A 20039-nucleotide genomic window follows, 5' to 3' on the forward strand; every position below is an offset into this window, starting at 1 on the left:
ATTGCTTTTAGTTGAAGCGTGGTTCTGTTCTTAGATCTTGTCTGGGTGCAAGAACCTAAAATATTTATATGATAAGCACTTAGATGTTTAGTGCTCTGAGTAGATATTCAATTTTAATGGTTTCTAAAGGAATGGTCCTCAAGTGATGTGAATTTGAGGTTTTATTTTATAATAAGTAGAGAATCCCAATCCAATTGATATCAAATTTTTTGGACAACATTAAGGAGGAAGTAATAAGTGTCTAAGCTAGAAAGTGGAAATTTAAACATCTCAGTTGTAATACCGATTTATAACAATTCCCCTTTTATAGCGGAGCTTTATTCTAGATTAAAAATCTCACTAGAAGTGATCACGAAAAAGTTTGAAATCATTTTCGTGAACGATTCAAGTAAAGATAATTCTTGGAATCTTATAAAGGGGATAGTAGATTTAGATGAGAGAGTGAAAGGGATAAATTTCTCGAAGAATTTCGGACAACATTATGCTATTACGGCAGGATTAGATTTAAGTCGTGGCGATTGGATTGTGGTAATGGATGGGGATCTCCAAGACAAGCCAGAAGAAATTTTGAAAATGTATGAGAAAGCTTTAGAAGGTTATGATATAGTTCAAGGCAGGCGAGTAAATAGGCAAGATAGCTTTTTGAAAAAACTATCCTCGCGATTATTTTATGGCTTATTTAGTTATTTAACTGAGACTAGGCAAGATGAGGCTATTGCTAACTTTGGAGTCTATCATAGAAGAGTAATAGATGTAATTATCTCCATGAGAGAAAGTTTGAGATTTTTTCCTGTAATGGTCAGATGGAGTGGTTTTATTTCTACTTCTGTTGAAATTGAGCATGGGAAAAGAGAACAAGGAGAATCGGGGTATTCTTTAAAAAAGCTAATACGTCTATCTCTAAATACTATAATATCGTTTTCGGATAAACCTTTGCGCTTAACTGTGAAGTTAGGTTTTATAATTTCATTTTTATCTTTTTTATATGCTTTGTATATAATTTTGGAAGCTCTATTAGGTATAACTAGTATCCAAGGGTGGGCGAGCCTTATAGCGTCTATTTGGATGGTAGGGGGATTTTTGATATTTGTACTAGGCATTGTAGGTTTATATGTCAGTAGAATATTTGATGAAACAAAAAAACGTCCTATTTATATTGTGAGGGAAGTATATGGAAAAAATAACGATGTTTTTAATGAATAAAAAGGGCTTCAGTGTACTTGAAAGTTTTCTTAGGAAGTACGGTTCGAAATATATTGACTTTGTAGTAGTGGGTCAAGATAAAAATGTTGAAAGAGATTATAGTGTGGAAATTCGGAAACTATGTGAATCGAATCAAGTGAGGATTTACTATCGATCTGAAGCTCCAAGTGTAAAAAGTAATATTACTTTTGCTATTGGATGGCGATGGTTAATTAAAGAAGTTAATAGACTTATTGTTTTTCATGATTCTCTTTTGCCCCAATATCGAGGGTTTTCTCCGCTGGTTAACTGTTTAATTAATCACGAAGAAACTTTAGGAGTCACTGCCTTATTCGCTTCCAAGGAGTACGACCGAGGGGAGATTATTGCTCAGAAATCTATTGATATTCAGTATCCAATTAAAGTGGCTGATGCTATAGAGTTAATTTCTCCAATATATATTTCGTTAGTAGAAACAATTATGGAAAAGTGGATCAAAGGGGAGCAAATCCAGTCAAAAAAACAAGATGAGAGTTTTGCAACTTATAGTTTGTGGCTAGATGAAGAAGATTATCAAATTGATTGGAAGAAAGATGCGGAATTTATAAAACGATTCATAGATGCTACTGGATTCCCGTTCAAAGGAGCCTCCTCTTATATTAATGGGAAAAAAATCCGCATTAATGATAGTATAGTAATTGAAGATGTTACTATTGAAAATAGAACTCCAGGGAAAGTTATATTTATGGAAGATGGAATTCCAATCATAGTTTGCGGTAAAGGACTGATAAAAATTTTAAGTATTGTAGATGAAGAGACAAAAGAAGAGTTAATACCATTAAAAAAGTATAGGGTTAGATTTAAATGATAGGATATATATATATATTAGGTACAATTATTTTCACCGTTTATGGTCAATTAGCAATGAAATGGCGTGTTTCAAGTTATGGTAATATGCCAGATCCATTCATTGAAAAAATAATGTTTTTAGTGAAATTAGTGTTTGATCCATTTATTTTTTCATCACTCGTATCGGCATTTGTTGCCTCATTGTTTTGGATGGCTGCCATGACTAAGTTTAACATAAGTTATGCATATCCTTTTATGAGTTTTTCTTATGTTTTAGTATTTATCTTTTCAGCTTTTTTATTTAAAGAACCTATTACACTATATAAAATTGTAGGGCTTTTGTTTGTTGTAGTAGGAATCCTAATATCAAGTAGGTCGATGTCATAATGATACCGTTTAATAAACCCGCAATTACTGGAAAAGAAGCAGTATACGTAAGTGAAGCTATAATAAGTGGGCACTTATCGGGAGATGGGGGATTCACAAAAAAATGTAATGAATGGTTCGAAAAGAATTTTGAAGCTAATAAAGCGTTGCTGACCACATCTTGTACGCATGCTCTAGAAATGGCAGCGATTCTTATAGATATTAAAGCAGGGGATGAGGTCATAATGCCCTCTTATACATTTGTATCCACAGCTAATGCATTTGTAGTTCGAGGAGCAAAAATTGTGTTTGTAGATGTTCGTCCAGATACAATGAATATGAATGAAAATTTAATTGAAGGTGCAATTACTTCTAAAACAAAAGCTATTGTTCCAGTGCATTATGCTGGGGTATCATGTGACATGGATACTATTATGGAACTAGCTAAAAAATACAATTTAATTGTAGTTGAAGATGCGGCTCAGGGAGTTATGAGTACTTTTAAGGGCAAAAAATTAGGCACAATAGGACATCTTGGTTGTTATAGTTTTCATGAAACTAAAAATTATAACTGCGGTGAGGGCGGAGCTCTTATTATAAATGATAAGCGATTTATTGAGAGAGCTGAAATTATCCGTGAAAAAGGAACAAACAGAGCAAGATTTTTTAGGGGGCAGGTTGATAAGTATTCATGGGTGGACATCGGTTCGTCCTATCTTCCTAGTGAACTTAATGCTGCTTTTCTGTTTGCACAACTTGAGAATTCGGAATTAATAAATGCCTATCGTTTAGACTGCTGGGAAACTTATTATAAAGGTTTGAAAGAGTTGGAAGTTAGCGGGAAAATAGAGTTACCTACTGTCCCTGGGAATATTTCACATAATGCACACATGTTTTACTTAAAAGCTGCTAATTTAGATGAAAGGACTCGATTAATAAACCATTTGAAAAGTAGACATATTCAGTCCGTTTTTCACTACATTCCTTTGCACTCATCTCAAGCTGGCAAAGAGTACGGCAGATTAAGTGGTGAAGATATTTACACTACACAAGAGAGTGAACGCCTAATTAGACTGCCTCTCTATTACAACATTACTCTTGATGAGATAAATAAAGTAATCACCGAAATCAAGGATTTTTACATGCAACAATAAGCTCATAAACAAATTGAATTGAGGGGTAACTATTTATGAAGGGCATTATTTTAGCTGGTGGAACAGGCTCGCGTTTGTATCCACTTACCAAAGTCACCAACAAACATCTTCTTCCCGTAGGGAAGTACCCAATGATCTTTCACTCGGTCTATAAACTCAAACAGTCAGGAATTGAAGACATCCTCATTGTAACAGGTAAAGATCACATGGGTGATGTGGTTAACCTGCTCGGTAGCGGAAGTGACATGGGGGTTAGTTTTACATACAAGGTCCAAGACGAAGCTGGTGGTATAGCTCAGGCGTTGGATCTTGCTGAACATTTTGTCGGAACTGATCAGATGGTGGTCATTCTAGGAGACAATGTGTTTGAAGATGATATTTCACCTTTTGTTAAAAACTTCAAAACTCAATCTGCTGGTGCAAAAATTCTTATCCAAGAAGTTCATGACCCAACTCGATTTGGTGTTCCCGAAATTGATGGTTCTCGTATTCTATCAATTGAAGAAAAACCTAAAGCTCCTAAGAGTAATTTCGCGGTAACTGGAATTTACATGTTTGATCATACCGTATTCGAGATTGTAAAAACATTGAAGCCATCCGACAGAGGAGAATTAGAAATCACAGACGTTAACAATGCATATATTGAAAGAGAACAATTGTCTTTTGATATTCTCCAAGGCTGGTGGACTGATGCAGGTACGCATCCTTCATTAGCACGTGCTAATGAATTGGCTAAAGATATTGCTTTCGGAGAAGAATTCGGCAAGTTGAAATTGTAGGAGGGTATGGAGATGAAAATAACCCCTTTAAAATTGCAAGGCGCAAGCTTGATTGAGCCAGTGGTTCATGGTGATCATAGAGGTTTTTTCGTTGAAAGTTATAATGAATCTGTTTTATTAGAAAAAGGAATTAAGCATGCGTTCGTTCAAGATAATCAATCTCTATCCACACAGACTGGCGTACTTCGTGGCCTGCACTACCAGCTCAATCCTAAAGCTCAAACGAAGCTGATTCGGGTTCTATCCGGTGCTATTTATGATGTCATCGTAGACATCCGTAAAGGATCGCCGACCTTTGGTGAATGGGAGGGCTTCATCCTAAGTGAGCACAATCACCGTCAGCTGCTGGTACCTAAAGGATTCGCACACGGCTTCTGTACGTTGGTCCCGAACACCCAAGTCTTGTACAAAGTAGACGAATACTATTCCCCGGAGAACGATCGAGGCATATTATGGAGTGACCCGGCGCTTGGTATTGATTGGCCTACATCAAATCCGATCTTATCAGATAAGGACCAAAGGCACCCGCTACTGAAGGACGCGGAGATCAATTTCAATTTTGAAGTGAAGTAATTAGGAGGTTTCCACATATATGAAACTGCTCGTTACCGGCGGAGCCGGATTTATTGGAAGTAACTTTGTAATGTATATGCTTGAGCAGTACCCAGACTATGAGATTATCAACGTAGATGCCCTCACGTATGCGGGCAATCTGGAGAACTTGAAGTCGCTTGAAGGCAACAAAAGGCATACCTTTGTCAAAGCAGATATCACTGACGCGAAGGAGATGGACCGCCTGATCGGTCAGGGCGTGGATGTGGTCGTTAATTTTGCTGCTGAATCGCATGTGGATCGCAGTATCCTGGAACCGGATGTGTTTGTGAGAACGAACGTCAATGGTACTCAGGTATTACTTGATGCTTCCAAGAAGCATAATGTGACCAAGTTTGTTCAAGTTTCAACGGATGAGGTGTACGGTTCTCTTGGACCTACAGGATTGTTTACAGAAGAGACACCACTTCAGCCCAATAGCCCATACTCTGCCTCCAAGGCAGGAGGGGATCTGCTGGTACGTGCTTATCACGAAACCTTTGGTCTTCCTGTAAATATTACACGCTGTTCCAACAACTACGGACCATTCCAGTTCCCGGAGAAACTTATTCCACTCATGATCTCACGTGCGTTGAATGATGAGGCTCTACCCGTATACGGAGACGGGCTGAACATTCGGGATTGGCTGTATGTAGAGGATCACTGCAGTGCGATTGATCTGGTCATTCACCAGGGACGCAATGGCGAGGTGTACAATATTGGTGGCAATAACGAACGAACTAACGTGCACATCGTGAAAACCATTCTGGAGCAACTCGCCAAGCCGGATTCTTTGATCACGTATGTGCAGGATCGACCTGGACATGATCGCAGATATGGTATCGACCCAACCAAGACGATGACCGAACTCGGCTGGAAGCCCAAGCATAACTTTGAGACGGGAATCAAGGAAACCATCCAGTGGTATCTCGATAACAAAGAATGGTGGACGCGTATTCAATCAGGAGCTTATCAGGATTACTATGTGAAGCAATACGGTTCTCGTTTGGGAGACGCCAAGGCATGAAGGTGCTTGTGACTGGTGCCAATGGACAGCTGGGACGGGATATGGTATTACTATTGGAAAAAGAGGGGCATGACGTTCTGGCTTGTGATCGCGAACAATTGGACATTACGGATCAGCTTCAATGCAACGATGTTATATCGTCTTATCATCCAGAGGTGATCATTCATTGTGCGGCTTACACCGCAGTGGATGCCGCCGAGACGGATGTAGACGGAGCATATCAAGTCAATGCCACAGGGACCCGAAATATTGCGGTAGCTGCTGAGCAGACTGGAGCCAAGCTCATCTATATCAGTACGGATTATGTATTCGACGGTACCTCCGAAGTACCTTACCAGGAATATGATAACACCAATCCGCAAAGTATCTATGGCAAATCCAAGCGCGCCGGAGAGGTGCTGGTACAATCGTTATCTTCACGATGGTTTATTGTCCGCACTTCGTGGGTGTATGGCGTTTACGGAAATAATTTTGTTAAAACCATGTTGAAACTTGGTCAGGAGAAACCCAAGCTTCAAGTTGTACACGACCAGAAGGGGTCACCTACGTATACAGTTGATTTGGCCCATTTTTTGCTTGAATTAATGAGTACTGAAAAATACGGCGTCTACCACGCTTCCAACAGTGGGGCATGTACATGGTATGAGTTCACTCAAGCAATTTTTGAAGAGGCTCAGTTATTACCTGGTTTCCATATTCAAGCTGAAGTTGATCCTTGTGCTACAGATCAGTTTCCTCGTCCTGCCCCGCGCCCACAAAACTCAGTGATGGAGCATCTGTCAATCCGTACCAATCGTTTAAAAGACCTTAGACCTTGGCGAGAAGGATTGCGCGATTTCTTGAAAGAAATACACATAGAGCAGAATTGAGTATTTTAGATCTCCCGCCCAGTAACTTATGAGCGGGAGATTTCGTTTATAATAGAGAAAATCTCTATTAGGAGAAAGACTTAACCCTATTTAACAATGAGGTGCGATGTGAAACAACCCAAGGTATTAATTATGATGTCCACCTACAATGGTGAGCACTATATCAATGAGCAGATGGACAGCTTGATGGCCCAAGTAAATGTGGAGACTCAAATCTATATAAGAGACGACGGTTCTACAGACGGTACAATAGAGAAGTTGAGACCATATATAGAAGCATACCCGGACCGGATTCATATTCGTTCGGAGCAGAATCTGGGGGTCATTCGCAGTTTCTTTGAATTGATGGGTTCTTCACCATCCACGTTTGACTATTACGCTTTTTGCGATCAGGATGATGTGTGGGAACAAGATAAGCTTATTCGAGCAGTTACATTACTTCAGACCAGAAGTGCAGCAATTCCATTACTCTATTGTTCTTCAACGCAGATGGTGGACCAGCACTTAAACGCTATTGGTGTATGGCCTAAGGTTCCTCAAAAACCACTTGAACTACACAATGCATTAGTGGAAAATTCGTGTGTTGGGTGTACGATGGTTATGAATAACATTACGTTTAACCAAGTCAAAGCCAGTTTGCCGTCCGAAGTAAATCAGGTGATTATGCACGATTGGTGGATTTATCTGTATGTTTCTACATTCGGTGAAGTGCTCTTTGATGGACAACCAGGTATAAAGTATCGGCAGCATCAAGGTAATGTACTTGGTGGGGGGCGTGACGGATGGATTCAGAAATGGCGTAAGCGTTTGAATCGATTCGTGAACGGGAACAACCATTATATTTTAAGTAGTCAGGCCAGGTTATTTCTTGCTATGTATGAAGAATCCCTAACACATACACAAATTGAAGAAATAAGAAGCTTGCTTCATTGCTTAGAAAAAAGTGTTATTGATAGAACCTGGTATGCGTTTAAGACACCCTTTTACAGACAGTCCTTTCTGGATAATATTGTTCTGAAATTTGTTATTATTACAGGCAAACTCTAAAAAATGTATGCATTGCGTTCTGCTTCCTCCATCCAAAATATGCTATACTCACGTTAAGTGGGTGATAGCCATGCTAGGTTTATCATCATATTCTATTTTATTAATTCAAGATCGATTTATTATATAAAGCACTACAAGTCAGGAGTTTTACAAATGACCCAAGTATCAGAAGCCGCCCAGACGGACGGTTTACAATCAACAGAAGCATCTCAAATGGTCGACGTCAGCATCATCATCGTTAACTACAATACTCGTCAGCTGACACTGGATTGCCTGGAATCCGTCTATGCCTCCATCACGTCATACAGCTACGAAATCATCGTTGTGGACAACGCTTCACGAGATGATTCTGTGCAAGCGGTCCGAAAGGCATATCCTCAAGTCCAACTTATTGTTAACCGTGATAATACAGGGTTCGCTAAAGCGAACAATCAAGGCATGAAGGTAACCAAGGGGCGCTACATTTTACTGCTGAACTCCGATACCATCGTACATCCGGACACCCTCCATACCATGATCTCCTTCATGGACCGCCATCCTGAAATGGGAGCCTCTGGCTGTAAAGTCATTCTCCCGGATGGCTCACTGGATAAAGCATGCAAGCGTGGATTTCCTACGCCATCGGCATCCTTTTATTACGCATTCGGTATTTCTCGCCTCTTCCGGGATCAGCCGAAGTTCAATCAGTACCAATTGGGACATCTCAGCCCGGATGATGAATATCCGGTAGACTGTCTTGTTGGTGCGTTCATGCTGGTACGTCGTGAGACGATTGAGCAGGTTGGTGGGTTGGATGAGACGTTTTTTATGTACGGAGAAGATATCGACTGGTGTTATCGCATCAAAGAGGCGGGTTGGGGCATTTTTTATTATCCGCGTACATATATTGTGCACTACAAGGGTGGCAGTGCCCGACGCAAACCTTTGAAAATTACGTATGAGTTTCATAGAGCGATGTGGGTGTTCCACCGCAAGCACTACGCCAAGAAATACAATCCTTTCACGAATGCAGCCGTGTGGATGGGCATCTCGCTCAAGTTTACGTTGTCCCTGCTGCGCAGCAAGCTGTCTCCTCCTGTCCGCCCAGGGCAGACTGTAACCCGCATGAGAGCGGAGAATGAAGTATCTTCCGAGGTGAACCCATGATTCGGCGTAATCAGCGATTTTTAACCCAACTGTATATTGCGGCTGACTTTGGCGTGATCCAGCTTTCGTTCCTGCTGGCCTGGTGGCTGAAATTTGAAAGTGATCTGTTAACACACCAGAGCCCCTTGCCTATAGAGAAATACATGTTATGGAGTCTGGTTTACGGAGTTCTTGCGATCGTCGTTGGCATGATGTCCTCTCTATATACGCCCAAGCGCAAAAAGCGTTTTGCAGACGAACTTTGGAGAATTGTTCAATCTCATGGCGTGGCCTTTTTCATGTTGCTGAGCCTGATGTTCTTTTTCAAAGAAGTAAACATCTCTCGTGCGTATCTCGCCATGTACATGATTGGCAATGTATCATTCACACTGTTCTATCGCTATGTTGTGAAATTACAACTGAAACGATTGCGTAAAAAAGGATTTAACCGCCAGTTCGTTCTGATCCTTGGTGCAGGTTCTTTAGGCAAGCGTTTCTACGACAACCTCAAAAGTTATCCAGAACTGGGATATGAAGTCACGGGATTTCTAGATGATTACCGCCATTGGGACCAAGTGGAACAAAAGAGATACAAACCAATCCTCGGTCGTATTGACCAACTGGAAGAGTTTTTGTCCAACCAGTTCATAGACGAAGTCATTTTGGCGCTGCCTTTGGATGCTCACGATAAGTACTCGCACATTATTAATGTCTGTGAGAAGGCGGGAGTGCGGACGCTAATCATCCCAGACTTCTTTGATTATTTACCGGCCCGTCCTCATTTTGACAACTTCGCTGGTATGCCAATGATTAATGTGCGTGATATCCCGCTGGATATTGCGGTGAACAGACTGATGAAGCGGGCGTTCGACATCGTTTTTTCGTTAGCTGCGATAATACTGACTTCCCCAGTAATGGCCATCGTTGCACTGGGGGTACGACTGACCTCTGCTGGTCCGATCATCTTTAAGCAAGAGCGTGTTGGACTCAATCGTCGCAACTTCATGATGTATAAATTCCGCTCCATGAAAGTCATTCCTGAAGGTACATTTGACACGGGGTGGTCAACTAAGAATGATCCACGACGAACCACATTTGGTACTTTTATCAGACGTACAAGTCTGGATGAGCTGCCTCAATTTTTCAATGTCTTGCTTGGTCATATGAGCGTGGTTGGCCCTAGGCCAGAACGTCCTTACTACGTGAATCAATTCCGGGATGAAATTCCGAAGTATATGATTAAACACCACGTTCGCCCAGGAATTACCGGATTGGCGCAAAGTAAAGGACTACGAGGAGATACGTCGATCGAGGATCGGATTGAACAGGATATCTTTTATATTGAAAACTGGTCTTTATTATTTGATATCAAAATTATATGGGAAACCATTCGAAATGGCCTCAAGAATGCTTATTAGGTTTGAAACGCTAGATTGTCACCATTGTGAGTAACAAATCATCCCTAGATTTAACAGCCGCCTTCGGGCGGCTTTTTGTTTTACACCTCTCCAATCAGGGTAGTTAGCTATCAAAAAGGAAATACCGCACATGCTTCGTCATATCATGATTATCATACTCTTTTTCTTCTCTACCACCCTTACTAAGGATGTGAACGCCATATGAAACGAATTGCGGCCGTCATTACACTACTCATCGTAACTGTGGGCACACTCTTTTTTGCCTATGAAAGTCAGAGTGAGGAGCAGCACGACGGATTTACGGCCTATCGACTGATTGCCCATGCCATGGGCAGTATCCGTGAGCAGCCTTACACCAATGCCTATGAGGCGATGATTGCCAATTATGAGAAGGGTACACGTGTGTTTGAGATCGACTTTATGCTGACCTCGGATCGTATAGCGGTAGCCAGACATGAATGGACCGCCAACATGAGCAAAATGCTGGGACAGGATGAGGAGTTACCTGAAGACAAGCAGGCAGGGGCGCTGACACATGATGAATTTATGAATACGCCCATTCTGGGCATGTACCAACCCATGGATGCCGCCGGCATTGTGGATGTATTGGCCAAGTACCCCGATATGTATATCGTGACCGATACCAAAGAACAGAAGGACGAAGATATTCAGCAGGTACTGAGATCACTGGTGGACGCAGCCAAGAAACACGATCCGGCAGTCCTTAATCGTGTTGTCGTTCAGATCTATGACGAGCCGATGCTCGAAACCGTGAAAGAAGTCTACGCGTTTCCTTCTATTATTTATACGCTCTATGCGACTCAGGATACAGAAGCTCAGGTCGTTGATTTTGTGCAAAAGAATGACATTGATGCCGTAACCATGCCGGAATATAAAGTGAACCAGAATTTCGTTGCCAAGCTGAAGCAGGCAGGAGCCGTCACCTACGTGCATACCATTAATGACACTGACCAGGTAGCGAACTATGAGAAATGGGGTGTGTACGGCGTGTATTCGGATGTATTGACCGAGCAGGAACTGGATGAGATGAATACGCGATTTGCTTGGAAGCCTTAAGATATTAAAATGTAAATATATGGGTTGTTAACTGTTGCGAAAGCCTGTTGTGCTCTACCCATGATATGTTTTTGAACTTCGCACTGGCATATAGTGCCTGATTTAAAGTTCTCAACATCAACATCCTTACTTTTAAAATTACAGGCTTCTCCTGCAATTCCAGAGGAAAGTCTGTGATTTTTTGTTCCCCTTTTTATACGAACATTGACACTCACTCCCTGCTGACTTAGACTGAGTTTACAAGCTTTTTAGGATGCAGAAGAACCTCTGGAGGAATGTTCGTTGATAGACATGATTAAGCAGTGGAGACATGTATTTAAGCTCGACCCGGACAAGGAAATAACAGATGAAGCATTGGATCTGGTGTGCATGTCGGGAACCGATGCCATTATTGTAGGCGGATCTTCGGGAATTACCTATGACAACACAGTGGACCTGATGTCCCGAGTACGTCGCTACGAGTTGCCCTGTGTGCTTGAAGTATCCGATCTGGAGGCGGTAGTCCCTGGTTTTGACGGATATCTGATCCCGATGGTACTGAATGCAACGGATAGCAAATGGATGATTGGACAGCATCAGCAAGCCATTGAACGTTACGGTTATCTTATCCCATGGGATCTGCTTATTGCTGAAGGATATATTGTCCTCCATGCCGACTCCACCGTTGCCCGAATGACCGGGGCGGATACGGAATTGACGACGGAGGCTGCGGTTGCTTACGCCCAGGCTGCGGAACGACTGCTTAACCTGCCAATCGTATACATGGAGTACAGCGGAACGTTTGGAGACATGGAGCTGGTTGGAGAGACGCACAGACAACTGGAGCGAGCGCACCTCATTTACGGCGGCGGGATTGATACTCCGGAGAAAGCTGGACAAGCTGCCCAGGTCGCAGACACCGTTGTGGTTGGCAACATTGTGTATATTGATTTACACAAGGCGCTGGAGACGGTCCAAGCTGTGAAACAATGCGTTTAATCGGTTTAGTTTACCATTCCCCCATTTTTCCCTTTTGATCTGTTAAAATAGAACTTTGCACTACTAATTAAAAAGTTATATTAAGCACAATTACGTTTACACAATAACGGAGAGGGCAGAACCAATCTGAAGAAACGAAGTGTTCTCTCTTTCAACAACTGAAAGATAGTAATTGCAGTTTATTTGTAATCTCAACTACCTTACAAATATAAGCTAAACTAATTTTTACACGAGAACGAAGAGGACAGAAATAAGCTGGAGAAGCGGAGCGTTCGCCTTTATTCCCGGATTTTCACCTTTGAAAAAGTGAATCGAAAAATCCGGGAATAACAGCGATCAGAAGATTATTCTGTCATCGTAGTGACGAGTGTAACCTTAGTATGACTTTTATCGATCAACCAATGAAAGGAGCATGCATGCATGCAACCTGTAAATATACATGATGCCGTTGCACGGCTTAACACCCCTCAGCGGCAAGCCGTCGAGGCGACGGATGGACCGCTGCTGATTATGGCCGGAGCGGGTAGTGGCAAGACCCGGGTGCTCACACACCGGATTGCCTATCTTATAGCAACACGGAAAGCACCTCCGTGGGGCATTCTGGCTATTACCTTTACGAACAAAGCGGCACGCGAGATGCAAGACCGGGTATCCCAGCTCGTTGGCGGCTCTCAGGGGCGTGACATTTGGGTATCGACGTTCCACTCGATGTGCGTGCGTATTTTGCGCCGTGACATTGAACGCATTGGGTTCACCTCCAATTTCAGCATTTTGGACTCATCTGACCAATTATCTGTCATTCGTAGTTGTATGAAGGACCAGAACATCGACACCAAGAAATTTGAACCAAAAGCCGTTCAATCCATGATGAGCACCGCGAAGAATGAATTAATCAGTCCGGAGCAGTATGAGAAGCAGGCTGCTGACTATTTCGAAGGCATTGTGGCGAAGGTATATAAGATGTACCAGAAACGGCTCAGAGCCAACAATTCGCTTGACTTCGACGACCTCATTATGTCGACCATTCAACTTTTCAAAGAAGTACCGGAAGTTCTCGACTTTTACCAAAAGAAATTCCAGTACATTCACGTGGATGAATACCAGGATACCAACCGTGCGCAGTACATGCTGTGCCGTATGCTCGCTGACAGTCACCACCGCATCTGCGTCGTAGGGGATAGTGACCAATCCATCTATCGCTGGCGGGGAGCGGATATCAGTAACATCTTGAACTTTGAGAAAGATTATCCAGAAGCACAGACCATTTTGCTGGAGCAAAACTATCGTTCCACTTCGAATATTCTGAATGCAGCCAATGAGGTGATCGGCCTAAACTCCGGACGTAAACCGAAGAAGCTGTGGACGGACAAGGAGGGTGGTTCGAAGATTAAGGTATACCGTGCGGATTCCGAGCATGATGAGGGATACTTTGTTACCTCCGAGATTAGTAAAAATGTGAAGAACGGCAAATCCTATCAAAATCACGCCATTCTGTATCGTACGAACGCTCAGTCGCGGGTTATAGAGGAAATTCTGATCAAGTCTGATATTCCGTATCAGATCGTTGGAGGCATTAAGTTCTATGATCGTAAAGAGATCAAGGACATCTTGGCATATCTGCGCCTGCTATCTAACCCCGACGATGACATCAGTCTGACTCGGATCATTAATGTACCGAAACGCAGCATTGGTGATACAACGGTAGCGAAACTGGCAGCTGCGGCAGGAGAACGGGGGATTTCCATATTCCGTGTGCTTCAGGTCGTGGACGATCTTGGTTTTGCCGGTCGAACGCGAAATGCGTTGGTGGAGTTCTATGACATGATTGCCGCGCTGCACCAGATGGTAGAGTATTTGTCTGTAACCGAACTGACCGAGAAGATTCTCGAGATGAGTCAGTACCGACTAGAGATGCAAAATGAAAACACGCTCGAATCCCGTGCACGGCTCGAAAACATTGATGAGTTCCTGTCCGTTACGATGGAATTTGAGAAAAATAATGAAGACAAAACACTCGTTTCATTCCTGACCGATCTGGCACTGATTGCGGATATCGACAGCATGAACGATGATGAAGAGGATCAGAGTGACGCGATTACCCTGATGACGATGCACAGTGCCAAAGGTCTGGAGTTCCCCGTTGTTTTTATCGTTGGTATGGAGGAAGGTGTGTTCCCGCACAGCCGAGCCTTTATGGACAACGAAGAGCTGGAGGAAGAACGCAGACTGGCTTACGTGGGCATTACGCGTGCGGAAGAACAACTCTTCCTGTCTTGCGCGCAGATGCGGACCTTGTTCGGACGAACAACGGCGAACCCGCCTTCACGCTTTCTGGATGAAATTCCGGATGAGCTAAAAGAAGATACTTCTATCGCTCGTGACCGCTACCGTCGTGGTAGCAGCGCAGGTGGATCTTATGGTGGTCGTGGGCTTGGTGCTAGTGGAGGGAGCAACTTTGGTGGCGGCAATGCAACCAAGCTTTTCGAACAACAAAGCAGAAGTGGTTCCTCTGCTACCTCATCCACGCCAACTTCGCGTGTGACCACAAGTACTTCCCGCCCAGCATATGCTACGCCATCGTCTGCTTCCAAGCCTGCAGCTTCTAATGGCGATGCAGGGTTCAAAGCTGGAGATAAAGTACAACACGGTAAATGGGGGACAGGTACCATTGTTGGGGTGAAAGGCACGGGTAATGACACGGAGCTTCAGATCGCATTCCCGGCCCCGGTTGGCTTAAAGCGTCTGCTTGCAGGCTTTGCTCCAATTACCAAAGTGGAATAGATTAAGAACGAAACTTCAATAATGCACAATAACTAAGAGGGAAGAAATAACTTGAAGAAGCGAAGCTAAAAGCTTTTCTAAGGAAAGCTGCTTCGTAAGCATACGTTCGCCTTTATCCCCGAATTTCCCCCTTTAAAACGAATTGAAGAAATTTGGGAATAACAGCGATCGGAGAGTTGATCTGCCATCTTAGTTCAAGTGCAAATTTGAGTGTTCGTTCTACATAGATCCAAATTATAATAACGGAGGGATGGCCCTGTATGGACCCGATGCACCGGATGGAGCAACTCGTTACCGAGCTGAACCAGCATAATTATCAGTACTATACAATGGATCAGCCGCAGATCAGCGACAAGGAGTATGACCTTCTGTACGACGAGCTGGTTACGCTGGAACAGGAGAGTGGCATGGTTTTACCTGACTCTCCGACACAGCGTGTGGGTGGTGAACTGCTCAAAGGCTTTACACCGCATCGCCATTTATCCTCATTGTGGAGCTTGGACAAAGCCCAGAACATTGAACAGCTGCGGAACTGGAATACTCGTGTGCTCAAACTGGTCAATGATTACAACACCAAAAATCCGGACAATCCGTTGCCCGAACCTGGCTATGTGATTGAATTGAAGTTTGACGGTCTGACCCTGAATCTAACGTATACGAATGGTGAGTTGGTTCAAGCCTCTACACGGGGGAACGGAACCGTAGGCGAGGGCATTCTGGCTCAGGTTAGAACGATTAAGTCTGTCCCGCTCAAAATCCCTTATACAGGCGGTACGATTGAAGTTCAGGGTGAAGGCATCATGAACCTGTCTGTATTGGACCGATATAATGAAACGGCTGCAGAGCCGCTCAAAAATGCTCGTAATGCCGCAGCAGGAGCACTGCGCAATCTGAATCCAAAGACTACCGCTGAACGGCGGTTAAACGCCTATTTCTATAATGTAGGCTATTCAGATGATATTCAGTTTGCCAATCATCAGGAGATGATGGATTTTCTCCGTGAGAATCGGTTCAAAGTCAATCCATCCATTACGTATTTCCATGAGTTTGATGATGTGATGGAGCAATTGGCTGCGATCCAGGAGAGCCGTGGTCAACTGGACTATCTGATTGATGGAGCTGTTATCAAAATCACAGATATGCGCACCCGTGAGGTACTGGGTTACACGGATAAATTCCCTCGCTGGGCAGTGGCTTATAAGTTTGAGGCGGAAGAGACGACGACTGTTCTGAACTCTGTTGTCTGGAATGTGGGTCGTACCGGCAAAGTGACTCCACTTGCTCGAGTAGAACCGGTTGAGTTAGCAGGGGTAACGGTACAGAACTGTACATTGAATAACGTGGGTGACATTGAGCGGAAAAATCTGAAGTTTGCCTTGGGTACACGAGTCTTTATCCGTCGTTCCAATGATGTCATCCCTGAAATCCTGGGTAAAGTGACGGAAGAGAGTGATGGCGAGGAGATTGTGTTCCCTGAGCAATGTCCGGCATGTGGATTTCCGCTGGAACAGCGGGGAGCGCATTTGTTCTGTAACAACAAGCTGGCGTGCAAACCGCAGACCGTAGCCCGGATTTCTCATTTTGCTTCCCGTGATGCCATGGATATCGAGACGTTCAGCGAGAAAACGGCGATTCAGCTGTACGATGAATTGAACGTGCGTGAGCCTGCTGACCTGTATACGTTGCAATTTGATGATCTGGTGAAGCTGGAGCGGTTTGGTGAAAAGAAAGCGAACAACCTTCTCGCTGCGCTAGAGCAGAGCAAGGATCGTGACCTTGCTTCATTCCTATACTCACTAGGTATTCCGAATACAGGTAAATCAACTACACGCATGCTGGCTGATCATTACCGTGACCTGCATGCCATTATGAATGCTACGGTAGAGGAGCTTGTTGAACTTCCGGACGTAGGTGGCATTGTAGCCGAGAGTATCGTGAATTTCTTTGCAGATCCGTTTACGCAGGCAGCCATCGAGAAGATGCTGAATTTGGGTGTGAAAGCCCAGGCGCCTGAGGCACCTGCAGTGATTGTGGAAGATTCCTTCTTCAGTGGCAAAACAGTTGTGTTAACCGGAACGCTGCATCAACTGACGCGGGAAGAGGCAACGCAACGACTGGAAGCGCTTGGAGCGAAGGTGACGGGCAGTGTCTCCAAAAAAACAGACCTCGTTATTGCCGGAGAAAAGGCGGGTTCTAAACTGGCCAAAGCTCATGATCTCGGCATTCCTACCATTGAAGATGAGGACGAACTTGTACGTCTTTTGAATCAACAGGGATAGATCCTGAATGTGGAGCAGACTAGGTTAGAACTCAGTGTTACCTGAGCAAATAATAAATAACTTAAAAGACCCCTGTACCACGAATAAGTGGAACGGGGGTCTTTGGTTTACACGTATATTTAAACATAACTGTATGTTTGCATTAACTTAAATTAGGTATTCGCTGAGCCGCACCAGTGAGCCATGCATCTTTGTCGTATCCACGTTCTTCCCAGTAGCCGATATGTTCGCTCTCGATCAGTTCAATGCGATTCAGCCACTTAACGGATTTATAGGCATACATCTGGGGAATGACCAAACGTACCGGACCGCCCAGATCTGCCGGGATCGGTTTGCCATCATGCATGACAGCTACCATAATATCATCCATCTGTGCCTGATCCATCGTAATGGCATCCGTATATACACCATCTCCGGAGTAGAACTTGACACTGTGCGCTTCGGGTTTCACTCCGGCTTGGGTCAATAATTGCTTAAGGGATATGCCTTCCCAAGTATTTTTATATACAGACCAGCCTGTAACACAGTGAAAGTCACTGACCTGAACGGTACGTGCAAGCTTAACGAACTGCTCCCAGTTCCATACTTGCGCCCGTTCAACAAGCCCATCAATCCGGAATGACCAGTTTGCATTGGAAAAGGAAGGTATCGGTGTTACCGTATATACACGGAAATGACCTTCGGCTCCGCCTCCCATCGGCGGTGAAGAAGCAGGCAATGCTTGCGGTAAGGGCACCATGTGATTGGGGTCGTTCTCCAGCATACTATCAATACTGTTATCTATATTGAGGTTCCGTCCAACCCATGATATAAAAGTAGGCCCCAAAGTCACAGCTAGCCCCACGCCTACAGCAGACCGGATAAATGCCCGCCGAGTATACAGGGGTTGAGGTTTCTCTGCTTGATGGAGAGGACTTTCCGTAATGGTACGTATAGATTCGGTAGAAACGACCGCTGCTGGCGTCGTATTTTCATCAGGAGCATCAGTTGGATGCACCATATTTCTACTTTCTACTAAAACTGTCGTTGCTTTTACTGCACGGCGTGCAGGATCTTTTAACCATCTCGTTCGCGTAATGGAGTGGTAGATTATATAAGGCAGGCCCACCCAAGTCAGCAAATCATGAACCAGAAGCGCGGCATTCGACCATCTCGGCCCAGCGAGCTTAAATTGCCATAACACTATACCTGATAAAAGCCACCCTACCAGTAGTGCAAGAACAACGATGGTATTTGCTCTCTGCCACGGCCTATTACGAAGTTGTTTCCAGTGCTTTCCGGCCAAAAGTAAGTAATACACCACAGGTGCTAGCATAGCTAGCCCGACGACAATATGCAGCCACTTTAACCAAACGCGTCCAATCCCGAGTAACTCACGCCAGAAACCACCAACCAACATAAGGCCTGATACCGCGAGGATGACTACAATCCAGGCATTCCAGGCATGAATGGAAACGAGCTTTTTACCATAACCCCTTCGGATATTGTTTAGCCATTGATTCATATAGATTCACCCCATATAGGTTATTCGTCGATACATCTTCGATATGAATGAAGCCGGTTATGATTTGAGAACGGGGTTAGAATTCATTATCATTTAGGATGATGGTGTTAATGACTACCTGAACGAAAGTATCATTCCTTATCTTATTTATATATACCTTATTATAGAGCGTTTGGATCACTTGCATCAAAAGGGGAGGGGGAAGCACTTCTTATTATAAGTATCATCTAAATAACTATCTAATACTATTTACGTACATGTAGCTTTGCCTATCTGTTTTTTAGTGCAGAATCTATGTATTCAGTAAGCAGAAGTATCTGTGTGCAATTAGAGAAAGTCCTTTTAAATCTATATAATCTGCCTATTGATGTATTTGAGAGGATCCTGACTTAGAGGGAGTTGAGGACTATAAAGCATTTATATAAAAGCTATTAAAAAGTGCTTGCTAAATGAATTAGATCATGATATATTATTTCTTGTCGCCTCAAACGAATGATTGTCGAAACGCTTTGAACGCTGACGAAAATAAATAGTTGACAGTTAGTTAGTCAACATGATAAGATAAGATTCCTGTCCGGTTGACAAGCATTAACATAAACGGACAACAAGTTCCTTGAAAACTGAACAAATGGATAGTAACTTTTGATTCATAATGAATCGTCAGATTCAAAATGAGCTAATCGCTCTTTTCAATACTTTATTGGAGAGTTTGATCCTGGCTCAGGACGAACGCTGGCGGCATGCCTAATACATGCAAGTCGAGCGGAGTTGATAGAAAGCTTGCTTTCTGGATGCTTAGCGGCGGACGGGTGAGTAACACGTAGGCAACCTGCCCTCAAGTTTGGGACAACTACCGGAAACGGTAGCTAATACCGAATAGTTGTTTTCTTCGCCTGAAGAGAACTGGAAAGACGGAGCAATCTGTCACTTGGGGATGGGCCTGCGGCGCATTAGCTAGTTGGTGGGGTAACGGCTCACCAAGGCGACGATGCGTAGCCGACCTGAGAGGGTGA

16 protein-coding genes and 1 rRNA gene are annotated in these 20039 nt (G+C 43.6%); 16 read left to right on the forward strand and 1 reads right to left on the reverse strand.

The window, feature by feature from the left end; translation table 11 throughout:
- Window positions 1-237: 237 nt before the first annotated feature.
- The 15 genes from ACFTRD_RS23965 to ligA all read left to right on the forward strand — a co-directional run bounded on the left by ACFTRD_RS23965 (window position 238) and on the right by ligA (window position 17522).
- The gene (locus ACFTRD_RS23965) at window positions 238-1203 is read left to right on the forward strand and encodes a glycosyltransferase family 2 protein (RefSeq protein WP_379384389.1); all 966 of its coding nucleotides are present in this window, start codon (window positions 238-240) and stop codon (window positions 1201-1203) included.
- Complete coding sequence (locus ACFTRD_RS23970; RefSeq protein ID WP_379384391.1) at window positions 1172-2050, forward strand: formyltransferase family protein; 879 nt, start codon at window positions 1172-1174, stop codon at window positions 2048-2050. The genes ACFTRD_RS23965 and ACFTRD_RS23970 overlap by 32 nt, the downstream gene beginning before the upstream one ends.
- Complete coding sequence (locus ACFTRD_RS23975) at window positions 2047-2418, forward strand: EamA family transporter (protein ID WP_379384393.1); 372 nt, start codon at window positions 2047-2049, stop codon at window positions 2416-2418. Before ACFTRD_RS23970 ends, ACFTRD_RS23975 begins: the two co-directional genes overlap by 4 nt.
- On the forward strand, window positions 2418-3551 hold the full coding sequence (gene rffA, locus ACFTRD_RS23980) for a dTDP-4-amino-4,6-dideoxygalactose transaminase (protein WP_379384395.1): 1134 nt from the start codon (window positions 2418-2420) through the stop codon (window positions 3549-3551). The genes ACFTRD_RS23975 and rffA overlap by 1 nt, the downstream gene beginning before the upstream one ends.
- A 35-nt stretch (window positions 3552-3586) precedes the next feature.
- Complete coding sequence (locus ACFTRD_RS23985; protein WP_379384397.1) at window positions 3587-4330, forward strand: sugar phosphate nucleotidyltransferase; 744 nt, start codon at window positions 3587-3589, stop codon at window positions 4328-4330.
- A 12-nt stretch (window positions 4331-4342) separates the two neighbouring features.
- Window positions 4343-4903, forward strand: coding sequence for a dTDP-4-dehydrorhamnose 3,5-epimerase (gene rfbC, locus ACFTRD_RS23990; protein ID WP_379384399.1), 561 nt, complete (start codon window positions 4343-4345; stop codon window positions 4901-4903).
- A gap of 19 nt (window positions 4904-4922) precedes the next feature.
- Window positions 4923-5948 (forward strand): dTDP-glucose 4,6-dehydratase, encoded by a 1026-nt coding sequence (gene rfbB, locus ACFTRD_RS23995; RefSeq protein WP_379384401.1) that lies wholly within the window; start codon window positions 4923-4925, stop codon window positions 5946-5948.
- Window positions 5945-6817 carry a dTDP-4-dehydrorhamnose reductase gene (rfbD, locus tag ACFTRD_RS24000; protein WP_379384403.1) on the forward strand — a complete coding sequence of 291 codons (873 nt, stop codon included), beginning with the start codon at window positions 5945-5947 and terminating at the stop codon, window positions 6815-6817. The genes rfbB and rfbD overlap by 4 nt, the downstream gene beginning before the upstream one ends.
- Before the next feature lie 108 nt (window positions 6818-6925).
- Entirely contained in the window at window positions 6926-7864 is a 939-nt protein-coding gene (locus tag ACFTRD_RS24005; RefSeq protein WP_379384405.1) for a glycosyltransferase family 2 protein, read from the forward strand.
- 213 nt (window positions 7865-8077) lie between these two features.
- Window positions 8078-9010, forward strand: coding sequence for a glycosyltransferase family 2 protein (locus tag ACFTRD_RS24010; RefSeq protein ID WP_379384467.1), 933 nt, complete (start codon window positions 8078-8080; stop codon window positions 9008-9010).
- Complete coding sequence (locus ACFTRD_RS24015) at window positions 9007-10407, forward strand: undecaprenyl-phosphate glucose phosphotransferase (protein WP_379384407.1); 1401 nt, start codon at window positions 9007-9009, stop codon at window positions 10405-10407. Before ACFTRD_RS24010 ends, ACFTRD_RS24015 begins: the two co-directional genes overlap by 4 nt.
- Window positions 10408-10608: 201 nt before the next feature.
- Window positions 10609-11484, forward strand: a complete 876-nt coding sequence (locus tag ACFTRD_RS24020) for a phosphatidylinositol-specific phospholipase C/glycerophosphodiester phosphodiesterase family protein (protein ID WP_379384409.1) — start codon at window positions 10609-10611, stop codon at window positions 11482-11484.
- Window positions 11485-11775: 291 nt separating this feature from the next.
- Window positions 11776-12462 (forward strand): heptaprenylglyceryl phosphate synthase, encoded by a 687-nt coding sequence (pcrB, locus tag ACFTRD_RS24025; RefSeq protein ID WP_379384469.1) that lies wholly within the window; start codon window positions 11776-11778, stop codon window positions 12460-12462.
- A gap of 420 nt (window positions 12463-12882) precedes the next feature.
- Window positions 12883-15243 (forward strand): DNA helicase PcrA, encoded by a 2361-nt coding sequence (pcrA, locus tag ACFTRD_RS24030; protein ID WP_379384411.1) that lies wholly within the window; start codon window positions 12883-12885, stop codon window positions 15241-15243.
- A 260-nt stretch (window positions 15244-15503) separates the two neighbouring features.
- The gene (gene ligA / locus ACFTRD_RS24035) at window positions 15504-17522 is read left to right on the forward strand and encodes an NAD-dependent DNA ligase LigA (protein WP_379384413.1); all 2019 of its coding nucleotides are present in this window, start codon (window positions 15504-15506) and stop codon (window positions 17520-17522) included.
- A 142-nt stretch (window positions 17523-17664) separates the two neighbouring features.
- On the opposite strand, the gene ACFTRD_RS24040 is transcribed toward ligA, so the two are convergent.
- Window positions 17665-19026 carry a molybdopterin-dependent oxidoreductase gene (locus ACFTRD_RS24040; protein WP_379384415.1) on the reverse strand — a complete coding sequence of 454 codons (1362 nt, stop codon included), beginning with the start codon at window positions 19024-19026 and terminating at the stop codon, window positions 17665-17667.
- Between the two features lie 697 nt (window positions 19027-19723).
- Here ACFTRD_RS24040 and ACFTRD_RS24045 point away from each other — a divergent pair.
- A 16S ribosomal RNA gene (locus ACFTRD_RS24045) occupies window positions 19724-20039 on the forward strand; the annotation flags it as partial.

Origin of the sequence: Paenibacillus sp. NPDC056933, from assembly GCF_042674385.1 — a bacterium.
GTDB lineage: Bacteria > Bacillota > Bacilli > Paenibacillales > Paenibacillaceae > Paenibacillus.